This window comes from Microbacterium oxydans (genome assembly GCF_000956405.1).
Classification (GTDB): Bacteria; Actinomycetota; Actinomycetes; order Actinomycetales; family Microbacteriaceae; genus Microbacterium; species Microbacterium oxydans_C.
In genome coordinates this window covers 19,760-36,078 of the sequence record NZ_JYIV01000019.1, presented here as the reverse complement: position 1 = coordinate 36,078, position 16,319 = coordinate 19,760, and the positions used below count along the sequence as shown (strand labels likewise).

Sequence of the window (16,319 nt, the reverse complement as noted above, 5' to 3'; positions counted from 1 at the left end):
CCGGGATCAGTCGCAGGAGAAGACCGTGCGCCCGTCCACGATCGTGCGGGCGATGCCGACCGTCGCGAGGTCGCGTCCGGGGGCCAGCGGGTCCTCATCCAGGACGGTGACGTCGGCGACCATGCCGACGTCCAGCGAACCCTTCCATGTCGAGGCGCCATCCTGTCGCGCGGGGTCGACAGTGACGGAGCGCAGCAGTCGGTTCCTGGTGCCCGCGTCGTCCGCGACATCGGCGGCGGTGAGCAGCGCGAGGGACGCGTCGAGACTCAACCGCCAGTCCGGGCTCGCGATGGGGGAGTCGCTCGTGATCGTGGTCAGCGCATCCGAGGCCAGCATCTCGGCGAGCGGCCAGGCGGAGGCGAGTCTGGCCTCTCCCACCTGCATCGCCGCCCAGGAGTGCGTGTGCGCCGCGATCAGCGGCTGCACCGCGAACCCCGCGCCGATGCGCCCCATCCTGGCGATCTGCTCGGTCGTGGCGAGATCGCCGTGGACGACGTAGTGCGGACCCGACGGCGTGGGGTGCTGTCCGTGCACGCCCTCCAGCACGGACAGGAACTCCGCGATCGAACGGTCACCCGTCGCGTGCACCGCGATCTGCAGCCCGCGGGCAGAGGCCAGTTCGAGCATGCGTCGGAAGGCGGTGCGGGCGTCGGGCTCGCCGCGGGTGAGCAGGCTGCCCGTGGTGCCGTCGGCGTAGGGTTCCTCGACCCAGGCGGTGGCCATCGGCGGGATGCCGTCGGCGAAGATCTTCACGCCGGGGATCGCGAGCCATCGGGGGTCGGAGGACGGTGCGGGGATGTGCACCCCGCGCTCGAAGTCGTCGAGCGTGCTCTCGCCGTCGAGCGTGCCGAACAGCCTCAGCAGGGTCACGCGGGAAGTCTGTGCGCGCTCGCGATGCAACTCGAGGTAGGTGTCGAGCATGTCGGAGCCGAAGCATCCGGTCTCGCCGTCGTCCTCGCCGGGGCCGATCCCCGGCTCGGTGTAGCTCGTGATGCCGAGCTCGGCGAGCAGTGCCCACGCGCGTCGCAGCGCCGACCGGCGTTCCCCCGACGTCGACACGAGCCGCCCGGACGGCTGCTCCTCCGGGGATGTGTCGGAGAAGAAGAGATGCGGCCACCGTGCCCCCAGCCATGCGGCGTGCAGATGGGCGTCGTTGATGCCGGGGATCGCAGTGCGCCCGTCCAGCTCGATCACCGCGCGGGAATCCAGTGCCTCCGCCTCCGCACCGCGAGCGACGACCACCCCGTCACGGATGGCGAGCGACTCCGTGACCGTGTCGAAGGGATCGAGGGTGTGGATGCGGCCACCGCGGATGATCAGGTCGGCATCGTCGCCGTGGAGTGACTGTGTCATTATTCCACCAGTGTAGACGTAAAACAGGTGTGCGAGAGAAGCGCAGGGCGCGCTGTGGTCAGTGCCCGCCGCCGAACTCGATCATCCCCACGCCGACCGCGATCAGCGCGACTCCGACGGCCATCATGGCGGAGAAGTGGTCCTTGAAGATCACCCGCCCGAGCACCGCGGTGAGCGCGACACCGACGGCGGCCCAGATCCCGTAGGCGACGCCCACCGGCATCCCCATCGCGAGGATCGTGCCCAGCAGGGTGAAGGCGGCGAGGTAGCCGACGACGATCACGGGGATCCAGCGGCGACGGCGCAGCCCCTCGGATGCGCGCAGGCTCAGCGTGGCCGTGACCTCGCTCGCGATCGCGAGGGCCAGGAACACCCAGGTCATGGCGTCGCCTCCGTCGTCTCGCGCGTATGGGATCCGAGTTCGACCAGCAGCACGCCGACCACGATCACTCCGACGCCGATGATCTGCACCGGCCCCAGCAGCTCGCCGAACAGCACCGTGCCGAGCGCGGCGGTGAGAACGACGCCGATCGCCGACCAGATGCCGTACGCGACGCCGACGGCCATCCCGCGGTCGAGCACGACCGACAGCAGCCAGAGCGACCCCGTGTAGCCGAGCACCACGACGATGAGCCAGAGCGGATGCGCGAACCCTTCGGCGGCTCGGAGCGAGAGGGTCGCACTCACCTCGAGGGCGATCGCGAGCAGCAGGGGCGGCCATGCCGATCGGCGGGGGCTGGGGATCATGGCGAGCCTTTCGTGGAGCGTCCGAGGGGGAGAACGCGACAGGCCACCGGGGGATTCCCCGGGGGAGCGGGGACTGCTCGCCCCCGGTTCGCCGGCGTCGGATTCGGTGCGTGTTCCCGCGACTTGTACGCTGGATGCATCCCCCGATCCACCCGGCAACTCGCGCGCCGGTGACCTCGGCGCGCGCTCACACATGCAAGGACGCAGATGAACGATTCCGCGGCACACCGCGACGACTGGACAGAGAGCGAAGAGCTGGCGGAGCGGATGATCCCGCTTATCGGGGCGCTCCGACGGGAGCACGACGTCGTCACGTCGCTCCACGGGCACCGCCTGCTCGGCCTGTCGGCCACGGGGCTGGTCGAGGTGCACGAGCGCGTCGCCCAGCTCGGTCACGAGCGCCTGCCGATCGAGGACAGCCTCGCCGTGCTGGAGGCGATCCACGCCCTCTCCCCCGGAGCCTCCTCTCTCGACGTCGCGCGCCTGGTCGCCGGCCACGCGGAGAGCGGCGAATCGTTGGAGGCCTATCTCGCGGATGCGCTCGCTCCCGCGATGGGAGCTGTCGCCGCCGAGGCCACCGACGTCGTGCTGTACGGTTTCGGGCGGATCGGCCGCCTCCTCGCCCGCATCCTCATCGCCCACACCGGCGGCGGGAGCGGGCTGCGTCTGCGCGCCATCGTCGTCCGTCGCGGTGCCGAGAACGACCTGGTCAAGCGTGCCTCGCTGCTGCTGCGCGACTCCGTGCACGGCCGCTTCGCCGGATCTGTCACGGTCGACGAGGAGGCTGAGCAGATCATCGCGAACGGCACCCGCATCCAGGTCATCTACTCCGACGACCCGGCGACCATCGACTACACCGCCCACGGCATCCGCGACGCGATCGTCGTGGACAACACCGGACGCTGGCGCGACGAGGAGGGCCTGTCGCAGCACCTGCAGTCGAAGGGCGTCGCCCGCGTGCTGCTCACCGCCCCCGGCAAGAGCCCGCTCAAGAACATCGTCCACGGCATCAACGACGACACCATCGCCGACTCCGACCGCATCCTCTCGGCCGCGTCGTGCACGACCAACGCGATCACTCCCGTGCTCGCGGCGATCGACGAGGCCTACGGTGTCGTCAAGGGGCACGTCGAGACCGTGCATTCGTTCACGAACGACCAGAACCTGATCGACAACTTCCACAAGGGTGACCGACGTGGACGTTCGGCCGTGCTCAACATGGTCATCACCGAGACGGGAGCCGCCAAAGCCGTGGCGAAGGCGCTCCCGCAGCTCGAGGGCAAGCTCACGGGCAGCTCGATCCGCGTCCCCACGCCCGACGTGTCGCTCGCGGTGCTGCACCTGACGATCGAGCGTCCAGCGACCAAGGACGAGGTCAACGACTACCTGCGCCGCGTCTCGCTGCACTCCAAGCTCCGTCAGCAGATCGACTACGTGGAGAGCCCGGACGTCGTCTCCACCGACTTCGTCGGCTCGCACCGTGCGGGCATCGTCGACGGTCTCGCCACGATCGCCGACGAGGACACCCTCATCCTGTACGTCTGGTACGACAACGAGTTCGGATACTCCTGCCAGGTCATCCGTGTGCTCGAGGTCATGGCGGGCTCGCACCCGATCGTGCTGCCGGAGCGACGCGAGGTGACTCTGCAGGGCTGAGTCCCGTGCGCCGCGTCGGGTCTCGTCGTATCGTCCGGGGTACCCGTCATGATGAGGGCATGAAGAACGAGGCTCAGCGCACCGATCGCCTCCGCTCAGAGCGCCTTCGCTCGCACCGCCTGACGGCTCCGGCGCGCACGGTGACCGATGCGGCGCACCACATGCTCGCCGTGCAGAGTCAGGACTTCACGGCCGGTCGGTGGGCGCTCGCCGTGCGCACCCGCGGCGAGCCGACACTGCGCGACGTCGACCGGGCCTTCGATCGCGGCGACATCGTCCGTGCGTGGACCATGCGCGGCACCCTGCACACCGTCCCGGCGCGTGACATCGGCTGGATGCTGCAGGTCACCGCCGGGCGGCAGCGACAGCAGGCGGCCTCCCGGCACCGCGGCCTCGGCATCGACGACGACATGATCGCCGCGGCCGTGCGCGCCCTGACCCCGCGCCTGCGCGACGGCGGGAGCACGCGCGCCGAGGTGTTCGAGGCGCTGGAGGGGATCGGCATCGATCCTGCCGGTCAGCGCGGCATCCACCTGCTGTTCACCCTCACGATCGACGGGCTGATCTGCCAGGGACCAATTGTGGCCCGCGCCGGTGTCGCCCGCGAACAGCGCTTCGTCCTCGTGGAAGAGCACATCCGCGAGCACGCGACGCCCGACGATCCGCTCGCCGAGCTGTTCGTCCGCTACGTCGACGGCCACGGTCCTGCCGGGGTCGCCGACTTCGCGTGGTGGTCGGGACTCACTCTCGGCCAGTCGCGCGAGGCGGCAGAGCGGGCGGCCGCCAGGGTCGCCGACGTCGACGAGGGGCTCTTCGTCGCGCGCCGGCCTCCGCGTCGGGCGAGCGGCGCCCCGTCTGTCCATGCCCTCGGCGCGTTCGACGAGTACTACATCTCCTACGCCGACCGCACGGCTGTGTGCGACCCGGCGTACCTGGCGGCGATCGGGCCCGGCAAGAACGGCATGGTGCGTCCGACCATCCTCGAGCAGGGTCGTGTCATCGGCACCTGGTCGCACGCGAGCGCGACGAGGGATGCACCGCCCGAGCTCTTCGAGGAGCCAGAGGATCCCGAGGCCGTGGCCACAGCCCTCGCCCGGTTCGCGCGGTTCGCCGACGACTGAGACGCCCGCCAGAGCCGACCCGCCCGCTACTCGCTGGCGTGGCGCGCGAGGAAGCTGTAGACCTCGTTGTCGTCGACGCCCGGGAACGCGCCGCGGGGGAGGGGCGAGAACATGTGCGTGTGCACGCGTGCGCTCGGCCAGGCCCGTCCGCTCCATCGATCGCTCAGCTCGGCCGAGGGGCGACGGCAGCATGACTCGTCGGGGCACGTCGACACCGCGCGGTCGTTCGTCTCGCGTCCACGCCACCACCGCGCGTCGTCGAAGGGCACCCCGACCGTCACCGAGAACTCGCCGTCGGTCGACGACCCGGTCTGCGTCGAGCACCAGAAGGTGCCGGACGGGGTGTCGGTGTACTGGTGGTGCTCCACCGTGCGGTTCTGCTGCGTGAACGCGGCGCGGGCCTGGAACTTGCGGCACACCCGCTGTCCCTCCACCGCACCGGTCACGTCCATCGGCAGCGGCAGGTCGTCGTTCTCGTACACGCGGGTGATCGCCCCGGTGGAGTCGACGCGCAGGAAGTGCAGCGACATGCCGAGGTGCTGCGTCAGCAGGTTCGTCATGCGCATGCCCGCCGCCTCGTGCGTGACGCCGAACCCGTCGCGGAAGTCCTCGACCGCGAGGTTGCGGTCTTTCTTCGCCTGCTGCAGGAACGCCACGGAGGCGGTCTCCGGCATCAGGCAGCACGCGGCGAAGTAGTTGATCTCCAGACGCTGCTGCAGGAAGTCGGCGTAGTCGGTGGGCGGGGTGTGTCCGAGAAGCCGGTGCGCCATCGCCTGCAGCGCCATCGAGCGCAGGCCGTGACCGCCGGGGATCGAGGCCGGCGGCAGGTAGATCCGTCCGTTCTCGAGGTCGGTGACCGACCGGGTCGAGTGGGGGAGATCGTTGACGTAGATCAGCTCGAACCCGAGTTTCTCGGCCATGATGCTCACGGTGCGGTGGGTGAGCGCACCCTGCACGTGTCCCGCAGCCTTGAGGTGCTTCTCGGCGAGCTTCTCGATCTCGGGGAGGTAGTTGTTCTGGGCGCGCATCCGCAGCCGCAGCTCGGTGTTGGCGCGGCGTGCTTCCTCCGGGGTCGCGATCGCCTCGCGCTCCCGCCGCTCCAGCTCCCGGTGCAGGCCGAGGACGGATTCGATGGTCTCGTCGCTCATCCCCTTGGTCACGCGTACGGGTGCGACTCCGAGCTGCCGGAACACCGGGCTCTCCTGCGCGCGCTCCAGGGCGATCTCGAGCGCGGCACGCCGGTTCGGCGGCTCACCGGAGATGAGATCGGTCACCTCGGTCTTGGTCGCCTGCGCGATCGCCTGCAGCAGGGAGAGCTTCGGTTCGCGCTTGCCGTTCTCGATCAGGCTCAGCTGCGAGCCGGCGACGCCGACCAGTGCGCCGAGCTCGTCGAGCGTGTAGCCGTTCTCGAGTCGGTGGTGACGGATGCGGTGGCCGAGGGTCGTGAGGTGGATGCCGGAGGACGCCATTCCTTGAGTCTAGCGAAAGAATTCCATTTCTTATCGCTCCAGATGGCCGAAAGTCGCCCTCCTGCTGAATAAAGATTGGTGCAACGCCCCACACTTCTAAGGAGCAGTCATGGCTATGGCCGAAGTCTTCACCCCTCGCACGTCTCCCGTCACCCCGACGCGCACGTTCGGGGCGGCTCCGACGTATGACACTCCTGCGATGGCCGAACTGGCTGCCTGGGTCGAAGAGATCCGTGCGCTCACCCAGCCCGACTCCGTGCACTGGGTCGACGGCTCGCGCGCCGAGAACGACTGGCTGCTGCGCGGACTGGTCGACGAGGGCAAGCTGATCAAGCTCAACCCCGAGTGGCGTCCCGGCTCGTACCTCGCCCGCTCGCACCCCAGCGACGTCGCTCGCACTGAGGGGCGGACGTTCATCGCCTCCGAGCGCGAGGAGGACGCGGGCCCCACGAACAACTGGGCGGCCCCGGCGGAGATGCACGCCAAGATGGACGAGATCTTCGAGGGCTCGATGCGCGGCCGCACGATGTACGTCGTGCCGTTCTCGATGGGTCGCGTCGGTGGCCCGCTGTCGCACATCGGCGTGCAGATCACCGACAGCGCCTACGCGGTCGCGTCGATCGGCATCATGACCCGCGTGGGCGACGAGGTCACCCGCCAGATCGCCGAGGGCGCGCCCTGGGTCAAGACCGTGCACTCCGTCGGCGCTCCGCTGGAGGCGGGGGAGCCGGACGTCGAGTGGCCCTGCAACGACGACAAGTACATCGTGCACTTCCCGGAGACGCTCGAGGTCTACTCGTACGGCTCGGGCTACGGCGGCAATGCGATCCTGGCGAAGAAGTGCTTCGCGCTGCGCATCGCGTCGGTGATCGCCCGGGACGAGGGCTGGCTCGCCGAGCACATGCTCCTCATCCGCGTGATCGACCCGCAGGGCAAGGCGTACCACGTGGCCGCCGCGTTCCCGTCGGCCTGCGGCAAGACGAACCTCGCCATGCTGCGTCCGACCATCCCCGGCTGGCGTGTGGAGACACTCGGCGACGACATCGCCTGGATCCGTCCGGGTGAGGATGGCCGGATGTGGGCCATCAACCCCGAGGCGGGCTTCTTCGGCGTCGCACCGGGCACGGGCGAGTCCACCAACGTCACCGCGGTCGAGACGCTGTGGGGCAACACCATCTTCACCAACGTCGCGCTCCGTCCGGACGGCGACGTGTGGTGGGAGGGTCTGACCGACGAGGCACCGGCCAACCTGATCGACTGGGAGGGCAACGACTGGACCCCCGAGTCGGGGCGCCCTGCCGCGCACCCCAACTCCCGCTTCACGGTGTCGGCGGCCCAGTGCCCGCAGATCTCCGAGGACTGGGAGGAGGCCGTGCCGCTGGATGTCATCCTGTTCGGCGGACGCCGCGCGAGCAACGTGCCGCTCGTCGTCGAAGCCACCGACTGGACGCACGGCGTGTTCCTCGGTTCGAACATCTCCTCCGAGCGCACCGCTGCCGCTGAAGGCACCGTCGGGGAGCTCCGCCGCGACCCCTTCGCCATGCTGCCGTTCTGCGGCTACAACATGGCGGACTACTTCGGCCACTGGCTCAAGGTGGGCCGCGGTCTGCGCTTCGACCGCGCGCCGCGCATCTTCCAGGTGAACTGGTTCCGCCGCGGCGACGACGGCCGGTTCCTGTGGCCGGGCTTCGGCGACAACTCGCGTGTCGTCGACTGGATCATCCGCCGCATCGCGGGCGACGTGCCGGCGGTCGACAGCCCGATCGGACGCCTGCCGCGTGTGGAGGACCTCAACCTCGACGGGCTCGACATCCCCGCCGCCGACCTCGACGAGCTGTTCTCGGTCGACCCGCAGGCCTGGAAGACCGAGGCCGACCTGACCGAGGAGTTCTACGACACCTTCGGCGACAAGGTTCCGGCGGCGCTGCGCGCCGAGCTGGCCTCGCTGCGCTACCGCCTCGACAAGGCGTAGTCCCCAGACCGGTGCCGGTTCGGGGGAGCCGGCACCCTCAGGGCCTCGTGCCCTGCAAACCCGCGAAGGCGGGACATCAGAGACGAACCCATGGCTGAGTGGTCTCCGACGTCCCGCCTTCGTGTTGTCGTGTCGTGTCGCTGGTCGAGACCCACGCTCGTCGTCGAGACCCACACTCCCGCGCGTGGGGGAGGATGGGTCTCGACGAGGAGGATGGGTCTCGACGAGGGAGATGGGTCTCGACGCTGTGGGGACGGGGCTGGGGACGAGGGGACAGCGTCAGGTCAGCAGCTGATGCCGGGCGAGGTCGCGGTACAGCGGTGTCGATTCCACGAGCTCGGCGTGCGTGCCCTGGCCCACCACGACGCCGTCCTGCAGCACCACGATCAGGTCGCTGTCGACGACCGTCGACAGGCGGTGGGCGATGACCACGAGCGTGCGGTCGGTGGAGACGGCGTCGATGGCCTCGCGCATGCGCTGCTCGTTCACGCCGTCGAGGGATGACGTCGATTCGTCGAGCAACAGGATCGGGGCGTCGGTCAGCAGGGCGCGGGCGATCGCGAGCCGCTGACGCTCACCGCCGGACAGCATCACGCCGTCCTCGCCGACGGGTGCCTCGATTCCGAGGGGGCTGCGTTCGAGCACGTCACCGAGGTTCACGGCGCGCAGCACGCGCTCGCAGTCGGCATCCGTCGCCTCGGGGGATGCCAGTCGCAGGTTCTCGGCGAGGGTGCCGGCCAGCGTCGGCGCATCCTGCTCGACGTAGCCGAAGTGCGCGCGCAGCTCGTCGCGTGGATACGTGCGCGCGTCGTGGCCGTGCAGGCGGATCGAGCCGCCCGTCGGGTCGTAGAAGCGCTCGATGAGCGACAGGATCGTGCTCTTGCCGGCGCCGCTGGGACCGACGAGGGCCACACGGGAGCCCTGGGGCACGGCGAAGGACACACCGCGAAGCACCTCGTGGTCCTGTGCGGCGGCCGTGGCATCCTCTGCGGATTCCAGGTGTGCATCGGCGAGCAGGGTCCGGGCCTCCTTGGCTGCGGCCTCACGGGCAGCGACGACGTTCGCCGGGTAGTGGAAGCGCACGTCGCGGAACTCGATGGCCGGTGCGTCGGGAGCCGGCGTCTCGCGAGGCAGCGATGCGGCGATCTTCTCGTCGTCCTGCGACTCGGTCGGCAGATCGAGCACTTCCTGGATGCGACCGAGTGCGCCGAGTGCCTGGTTCACCGAGGTGATGGCGCCGAACGTGGTGGCCAGTGGCATCACGAGCAGGAACAGGAACATGATGAACGAGATCAAGGAGGCGATCGTGATCGCCCCGGCCGCCACACGGAAGCCGCCGACGCCGAGGACCACCAGCAGCGAGAGCTGCAGGGCGATGCCGGAGACGGGCACGACCATCGAGGAGATCTTGGCGATGCGCACACCGATCCCGTAGGCGTCGGACGCCAGGGCGGTGACGGCACCGGTCTCGCGTTCGGTCGCCCCGGAGGCGCGGATGGTGCGGATCGAGCCGACGGCTCGCTCCACGCCGGAGGCGAGCTCACCCACTTTCTCCTGCTGGGCGGTCGATGCGGTGCGGATACGTCCGCTCAGGAGCACGACGACGGCGACTGAGATGCCGATCACCACGACGATGAGCAGCAGCAGGATCGGGTCGATCACGAGCATCGCGATCAGCGCTCCGGCGAAGAGCACCGCGCTGCCGACGGCATCGGCGAGGCCCTGGGTGAGCACGGCGTAGAGCAGTGTCGTGTCCGTGCCGACGCGGGAGACGAGGTCACCGGTGCGGCGGGCGTCGAACTCGGAGGTCGGCAGGTGCAGGATGCGGGCGATCAGCTTGCGACGGCTCGAATACACCACGGCGGTGCCGGTGCGCTGGAGCAGGTAGTGCTGGAAGCCGGAGATGATCGACGACACGATCACGAAGCCGACCAGGAGCCAGACGAGGATCCCGATCCCCGTATCGGACTGCACGGCTTCGATGACCTGACCCACGAGGAGCGGCTGCACGAGCGACGTCGCCGCGCCGATGACGCTGAGCACGGCGACCACGATGAGGGTGCGCTTGTGCTCGAAGAGGAAGGGGAGGAGCTGGCGGAACGTCGCGCGGGGGCCTTCGGGCTGTGCGCCACGTCCGCGACGGCGTGCTGTCGCCGAACCGGACATGCGGGACCTCTATCTGGAGATGGTACTTCGACCGTACTTCGTTCGCGGTCGGATCCTATGGAGTGGCTGGAAGTGCTTCAGGAGCGGCCGAAACGGCGGTGGGCCGCCTGTTTGCTCACACCGAGAGCGCTGGCGATGGCCTGCCACGAGTAGCCGAGGTTGCGTGCGCGACGCACGTTCGCCTCCTCTGCGCGGGCGACCTCCTTCCGCACCTCGGCGAGGCGGTGCAGGGCGGCCAGGGGCTCGCTCCCGTCGTCCTGGGCGATTGCCGTCGGCAGTGTCATCATGAACCTCCTGCGTCAATAGTCGTTGACGCGGGCCGGGAAGTCAATACATGTTGACGCGGCAGTCGGGGGGGGGGGCGAGGCTATCCACAGATCGCTCTTTACCGCATGTGCTGAACATGCGACGCTTCAGCGAATTGGAGATCACCCGCCATCCTCTGCGTCGTCTGACCCCGAGGGTCTGGATGCTGCGCGACGAGATCTCCGCCTACGACGCCGGGTGCGTCGCACTGATCCCAGCCCTCGGGCGGACTACAGCTCGACGGCTGCGGCCACGCCGAGGTCGTCGTCGTAGTCGTGGTCCTTCGTCTCCGGCGAGAGGATCAGCGCGATGAAGGTCAGCACACCCATCGCCGACAGGTACAGACCGACCAGCCAGGGCGCGCCGCCGGCCACCTCCCACAGCTTCAGAGCGATGAGCGGGGCCACCGCCGCGCCGAGGATCGAGGAGACGTTGTACGCGATGGCCGACCCCGTGTACCGGACGTTCGTCGGGAACAGCTCGGGCAGCAGGGCTCCCATGGGCCCGAACGTGGCGCCCATCAGCATGAAGCCGAACACCAGGAACGCCTGCGTGAGCGCACCCGTGAACTTGGGGTCGATCGCCGGGAGCAGGAACGCGTTGAAGGTGAGGCCGAACACGATGATGGTTCCCGTGACCCACAGCAGCAGCTTGCGCCGTCCCACCGCGTCGGCGATGGGCCCCGAGAGCAGGGTGAAGACACCGAAGAACACGACGCCGATGATCTGCATCAGCACGAAGTCGGTGTAGCCGAAGCCGAGTCCCGGATAGAACTGCGCTGCGAACTTCGTCGGGTCGAACGAGGCGCCTGTCGCCTCGGCCGCCGCCTTCGCCGCAGCTGAAGCCGTCTCGAGCGACGCGGGCTTGGTGCCGTAGGCGAGGGTGAAGTTGGTCATCAGGTAGAACAGCACGTACGTCGCCAGCATGATGAACGTGCCGAGGATGAGCTGCTTCCAGTGGTGGCGGAACACGGTGGCGAGCGGCAGTTTGCGGATCGTGCCCTTCGTCTCGGCCTTCTTGAAGGTGTCGGACTCGACGAGCTTGAGCCGCACCCACAGGCCGATGATGACCATCACGGCCGAGAACAGGAAGGGGATGCGCCAGCCCCAGGAGAGGAACGCCTCGGACTTCAGAGCGGGGTTGTCGGCATGCGGCAGCAGCCAGTTGATCGCGAGGAAGAGGAAGTTGGCGATGATGAACCCGAGCGGCGCGCCCAGCTGCGGGAAGGTGCCGTACCAGGCGCGCTTGCCCTTGGGTGCGTTCTCGGTGGCGACCAGCGCCGCCCCCGACCACTCGCCGCCGAGTGCGAAGCCCTGCGCGAGGCGGAGGATCAGCAGCAGCAGGGCCGCCCACCAGCCGATGTCCTGATAGGTGGGCAGCAGGCCGATCACGAAGGTCGCGATGCCCATCGTCAGCAGCGATGCCACGAGCGTCGCCTTGCGCCCGAACCTGTCGCCGAAGTGCCCGAAGACCACGGCGCCGATCGGTCGGGCGACCATCGCGGCGCCGAACACGGCGAATGAGGAGAGGAGCGATGTGGTGTCGTCGCCGGTGGGGAAGAACAGCACCGGGAACACGAGCACGGCTGCCGTCGCGTACGCGTAGAAGTCGTAGAACTCGATCGTGGTGCCGACCAGGCTCGCCGTGATGACGCGCGAGCGAGGATTCGCCGGCGCAGTGGCACTACTCATGTGTGTTCCTCCGATCGCGTCCCGGTATACCAAGGGACCCGGGCGAGTTTACGCCTTTCCTGAGTATTCGCTGTGCGCCCGTTTCGCGTGTCATCCCGGTGGGCGATGGCGGTGCGTAGTCTCGATCAGGAACCAGGGGGAGGACGACGACATGGCGACGACGATGCTGCTGCTTGCCGATACGCATGTCCCGAAGCGGGCGAGGCGCCTGCCGGACGCTGTCCTGCAGGCGATCGATGACGCCGACCTCGTCGTGCACGCGGGGGACTGGGTCGATGTGGCGACGCTGGATCTGCTCGAGTCGAGGGCGAGAGCACTGCACGGCGTGTTCGGCAACAACGACGGTGATGAGCTGCGCGCGCGGCTCCCCGAGGTCGCCCGCTTCACCGTCGAAGCCGTCGAGATCGCGGTCGTGCACGAGACAGGACCATCGCGGCAGCGCGAGGTGCGCATGGACGAAGCCTTTCCCGGGACCGACCTGCTGGTCTTCGGACACTCCCACATCCCGTGGGACACCGTCTCGCCGGCGGGCATGCGACTGCTGAACCCCGGGTCGCCGACCGACCGTCGCCGTCAGCCCGCCTGCACGATGATGTGGGTCGAGGTCGATGGTGCCACGGTTGATGCGACGCTGGTGGCGCTGTCGTGAGCGAGATTCCCGTTTCCCGTGCGCCGATGCGGTCACGCGACGACCAGGTGCCGGTCGGAGCGGCGGTGGAGCGTGCGCTCCTCCTCGGTGTCTGCGGGGTAGGTGGACGGCTCGACGCCGCCCCGGCAGGCTTGAGCGACGCCCTCGCCGCGGTCGATCTCCGACATGGCGAACGCATGGCTCGACGGATCGAGCGCTTCGCTGCGGCTCCGGACGGAGCACCGGTGTGGACACGCGACGTCGACGGCCTCTTCTGGCTCGGCGCACTCGACGGGTCGTGGCGCTTCGACTCCTCGCCGGCCGCCCACGAGGTCGACCTCATGCACATCAGGTCGTGCCGGTGGGTGGCGACGCCGGTGTCGGCTGCGCTCGTGCCGCCCGGGGTCGAGGCGGCGTTCGCCCGCGGTGGCCGCAACTGGCAGCGGATCCGCGACGTGGATGCGGCAGCAGCCAGCGTCGAACTGCGGCGACGGCTTGCGAACGACTGACCGTTCCCCGGGGATGCGGGCGGATCGGTTCCGGGCGTCAGCTCGCGCCCAGGCGGAGGGACAGTTCGCGGGCGGCGCGGGAGACGAGCGCTCCGAGGGCGTCGAGGCGAGGGCCGATGCGTGCCTTCGGTGCGCTCACGTTGACTGCGGCGACGATGCGACCGGTGAAATCGACGATGGGCGCTGACGCCGCGACGACTCCGAACTCGAGTTCCTCGTCCGAGAGCGCATAGCCCTGATCGCGGATGCGCGCGAGCTCGGACTGCAGGGTGCCGAGGTCTGTCACGGGGGAGTTGCCGGGTGGCGGAGCGTCGAGCACGGGGAATCCGAAGGGGTCCGCCTGATCGAAGTGCCCGACGAGCGGCTGATCCTGTCCGTGATCGTCGTACCAGCGGGAGAGCGACTCCTCGTCCCAGTCGCTCAGCAGCGCGCGACCGGAGGGTGTCCGCCATGCAGCCGTCGTGGTGCCGGCCCACCCCGTCGTGCGCACGTCGTGCGGGCTGAGCTCGCTCAGCAGCGTCAGCACGTTGCCTCCGCGCAGCACGCAGAGGTGGCTGGTCTCCCTCGTCGACTGCACGAGGCGGCGGAGGATGCTGCGCGAGGCGTGCACGAGCGTGGAGGTGGCGGTGTGCGCCGCGAGAGCGTACAGCCGCGGGCCGAGCAGATAGCGCAGCGTCACCTCGTCCCGTTCGACGAGGCCCGTCTCGGCCAGCGTGGCGAGCGTCCGTGACACCACGGCCTTGTCGCGACCCGTCGCCTGAGCGACCTGGGAGACGCCGAGACCACCCGCTCTCAGTGCGTCCTCACCGCCGAGAAGTTCGAGGATCTCGATGTCGCGTCCGAGGCCGGAGGAGTTGCGCCGTGGGGCGGAGGGAGTCGTGGTCACACCGGAAGTCTAACCACGGCTGTTGCCATATACGCAACACTCTTTGGCGAAATGGTTACACCAGTTACGGTGAATGACATACCCGGTACCGGCCTCAAAGACGAGACAGGAGCCCCCTTGTCCGGATTCAACTGGGAAGACCTCATGGCCTTCCTCGCGCGTCGCGCCGACGACATCCTCGAGCTCACTCGCGATCACCTCGTCGTCGTCCTCATCTCCGTCGTCCTCGCGGCGATCATCGGCGTGGGGCTCGGCATCCTGGTGCGCAACCATCGCATCGCCCGCACCAGCGTCCTCACCGCCGCGGCCGTCGCGATCACGATCCCGTCCCTCGCGCTCCTGGCGCTGCTGAGCCCGGTGCTCGGACTCGGATGGCTTCCGACCGTCGTCGCGCTGGTGTTCTATTCCCTGCTCCCGGTCGTCCGTAACACGGTGGTCGGGCTCCGGGAGGTCCCCCTCCCGGTGCTCGAGTCAGCTCGCGGCATGGGTCTCGGCCCGACCCGCATCCTGCTCACGGTCCAGCTCCCGATCGCCTGGCCGGTCATCATGACCGGCATCCGCGTCGCCGCTCAGCTCACGGTCGGCATCGCGGCGATCGCCGCGTACGTCGCCGGCCCCGGACTCGGCGAGTACATCTTCAAGGGGCTGAGCTCGCTCGGCTCGAAGAACGCCCTGAACTACGCGCTCACGGGCACCGTCGCCGTGATCCTCCTCGCCCTCGTCCTCGACGGCATCCTCGTGCTCATCGCCCGTCTCACCACCTCAAGGGGTCTCCGTGCCTGACATCACCACGAACACCGGCGTTCTCACCTCTCTCGCAGCCCAGCAGGGCGGGGTCGACATCGTGCTCGACCACATCACGAAGCAGTACCAGGGGCAGTCGGCACCGGCCGTCGAGGACTTCTCGATGCGCATCGACCCCGGTGAGCTGATCATGTTCGTCGGCCCCAGCGGCTGCGGCAAGACCACGACCATGAAGATGATCAACCGCATCATCGAACCGACGTCGGGATCCATCCGCATCAACGGCGACGACGTGCTCTCGCTCGACGGCAACGAGCTGCGCCGCCACATCGGCTACGTGATCCAGCAGATCGGTCTATTCCCGCACTTCACGATCGCGGAGAACATCGCGATCGTCCCGAAGCTGCTCGGCTGGTCGAAGTCCCGGATCGCCGAGCGTGTCGACGAGCTGTTGCGCACCGTGCAGCTGGACCCCGGCACGTTCGCACAGCGCTATCCGCGGCAGCTGTCGGGTGGACAGCAGCAGCGCGTCGGAGTGGCCAGAGCGCTCGCCGCCGATCCGCCCGTCATGCTCATGGACGAGCCGTTCGGCGCCACCGACCCGATCACCCGCGAGAAGCTGCAGGCCGAGTTCCTCCGTCTCCAGGCCGACATCGGCAAGACCATCATCTTCGTCACGCACGACTTCGAAGAGGCGATCCGGATGGGGGACCGCATCGCCGTGCTGAGCGACCGGAGCCAGATCGAGCAGTTCGACACCCCCGCGCGCATCCTCGCGGAACCGGCCAACGACTATGTGCGCTCGTTCATCGGAGAGGGGGCGGCGCTCAAGCGCCTCGCCCTCATCCCGGTCGCCGATGCCCGCATCGGGGCGGCCGACACCGCGGCACCCGCGGCGACCGTCGACGAGCACGCCTCCCTGCGCGAGGCACTCGACACCCTGGTCGTCACGGGAGCCGCACGGGTCAACGTGACGCGTGCCGGCCAGGTCGTCGGCTCGATCGACCAGGCAGCCATCTCCGCCGCGCTCGGGGTCGAAGGTCCCGTGCGCCGCGCCGAGGAGGGCTGATC

At 69.0% G+C, this 16,319-nt stretch carries 15 protein-coding genes; 7 read left to right on the top strand and 8 right to left on the bottom strand.

What is annotated here, in order from left to right:
• Positions 1–6: 6 nt before the first annotated feature.
• The 3 genes from RN51_RS04500 to RN51_RS04490 are packed head-to-tail and all read right to left on the bottom strand — an operon-like array spanning position 7 to position 2,100.
• Positions 7–1,353: an amidohydrolase family protein gene (locus RN51_RS04500; RefSeq protein ID WP_052674582.1), complete on the bottom strand. Its 1,347-nt coding sequence runs from the start codon at positions 1,351–1,353 to the stop codon at positions 7–9.
• A 58-nt stretch (positions 1,354–1,411) separates the two neighbouring features.
• The gene (locus RN51_RS04495; protein WP_045262855.1) at positions 1,412–1,735 is read right to left on the bottom strand and encodes a DMT family transporter; all 324 of its coding nucleotides are present in this window, start codon (positions 1,733–1,735) and stop codon (positions 1,412–1,414) included.
• Entirely contained in the window at positions 1,732–2,100 is a 369-nt protein-coding gene (locus RN51_RS04490) for a DMT family transporter (RefSeq protein WP_045262854.1), read from the bottom strand. The genes RN51_RS04495 and RN51_RS04490 overlap by 4 nt, the downstream gene beginning before the upstream one ends.
• 207 nt (positions 2,101–2,307) lie before the next feature.
• Here RN51_RS04490 and RN51_RS04485 point away from each other — a divergent pair, with 207 nt between their 5' ends.
• Both RN51_RS04485 and RN51_RS04480 read left to right on the top strand, forming a co-directional pair.
• Positions 2,308–3,756 carry a glyceraldehyde-3-phosphate dehydrogenase gene (locus RN51_RS04485; RefSeq protein WP_045262853.1) on the top strand — a complete coding sequence of 483 codons (1,449 nt, stop codon included), beginning with the start codon at positions 2,308–2,310 and terminating at the stop codon, positions 3,754–3,756.
• A gap of 59 nt (positions 3,757–3,815) precedes the next feature.
• Positions 3,816–4,877, top strand: coding sequence for a winged helix DNA-binding domain-containing protein (locus RN51_RS04480; RefSeq protein ID WP_045262852.1), 1,062 nt, complete (start codon positions 3,816–3,818; stop codon positions 4,875–4,877).
• Between the two features lie 26 nt (positions 4,878–4,903).
• Here the strand turns inward: RN51_RS04480 and RN51_RS04475 are convergent, their stop codons facing one another.
• Positions 4,904–6,346, bottom strand: a complete 1,443-nt coding sequence (locus tag RN51_RS04475; protein WP_045262851.1) for a helix-turn-helix transcriptional regulator — start codon at positions 6,344–6,346, stop codon at positions 4,904–4,906.
• 109 nt (positions 6,347–6,455) lie between these two features.
• On the opposite strand from RN51_RS04475, the gene RN51_RS04470 reads away from it, so the two are divergent.
• Entirely contained in the window at positions 6,456–8,318 is a 1,863-nt protein-coding gene (locus tag RN51_RS04470; RefSeq protein WP_045262850.1) for a phosphoenolpyruvate carboxykinase (GTP), read from the top strand.
• 279 nt (positions 8,319–8,597) lie between these two features.
• Here RN51_RS04470 and RN51_RS04465 read toward each other — a convergent pair whose 3' ends face one another.
• The 3 genes from RN51_RS04465 to RN51_RS04455 all read right to left on the bottom strand — a co-directional run bounded on the left by RN51_RS04465 (position 8,598) and on the right by RN51_RS04455 (position 12,481).
• On the bottom strand, positions 8,598–10,484 hold the full coding sequence (locus RN51_RS04465) for an ABC transporter ATP-binding protein (protein ID WP_045262849.1): 1,887 nt from the start codon (positions 10,482–10,484) through the stop codon (positions 8,598–8,600).
• Positions 10,485–10,561: 77 nt separating this feature from the next.
• Positions 10,562–10,771 (bottom strand): AsnC family protein, encoded by a 210-nt coding sequence (locus RN51_RS04460; protein WP_331454181.1) that lies wholly within the window; start codon positions 10,769–10,771, stop codon positions 10,562–10,564.
• Positions 10,772–11,020: 249 nt separating this feature from the next.
• On the bottom strand, positions 11,021–12,481 hold the full coding sequence (locus RN51_RS04455; protein WP_045262848.1) for an MFS transporter: 1,461 nt from the start codon (positions 12,479–12,481) through the stop codon (positions 11,021–11,023).
• Between the two features lie 151 nt (positions 12,482–12,632).
• Between RN51_RS04455 and RN51_RS04450 the strand changes: the two genes are divergently transcribed.
• A complete protein-coding gene (locus RN51_RS04450; protein WP_045262847.1) occupies positions 12,633–13,130 on the top strand; it encodes a metallophosphoesterase family protein in 498 nt (165 codons plus the stop codon).
• Positions 13,131–13,156: 26 nt separating this feature from the next.
• Positions 13,157–13,618, top strand: coding sequence for a hypothetical protein (locus RN51_RS04445; protein ID WP_052674581.1), 462 nt, complete (start codon positions 13,157–13,159; stop codon positions 13,616–13,618).
• Between the two features lie 37 nt (positions 13,619–13,655).
• Here the strand turns inward: RN51_RS04445 and RN51_RS04440 are convergent, their stop codons facing one another.
• Positions 13,656–14,504: an IclR family transcriptional regulator gene (locus RN51_RS04440; protein ID WP_045262845.1), complete on the bottom strand. Its 849-nt coding sequence runs from the start codon at positions 14,502–14,504 to the stop codon at positions 13,656–13,658.
• Positions 14,505–14,621: 117 nt separating this feature from the next.
• On the opposite strand from RN51_RS04440, the gene RN51_RS04435 reads away from it, so the two are divergent.
• A complete protein-coding gene (locus RN51_RS04435; protein WP_197073181.1) occupies positions 14,622–15,287 on the top strand; it encodes an ABC transporter permease in 666 nt (221 codons plus the stop codon).
• On the top strand, positions 15,280–16,317 hold the full coding sequence (locus RN51_RS04430) for an ABC transporter ATP-binding protein (protein WP_197073180.1): 1,038 nt from the start codon (positions 15,280–15,282) through the stop codon (positions 16,315–16,317). Before RN51_RS04435 ends, RN51_RS04430 begins: the two co-directional genes overlap by 8 nt.
• Positions 16,318–16,319 lie beyond the last annotated feature (2 nt).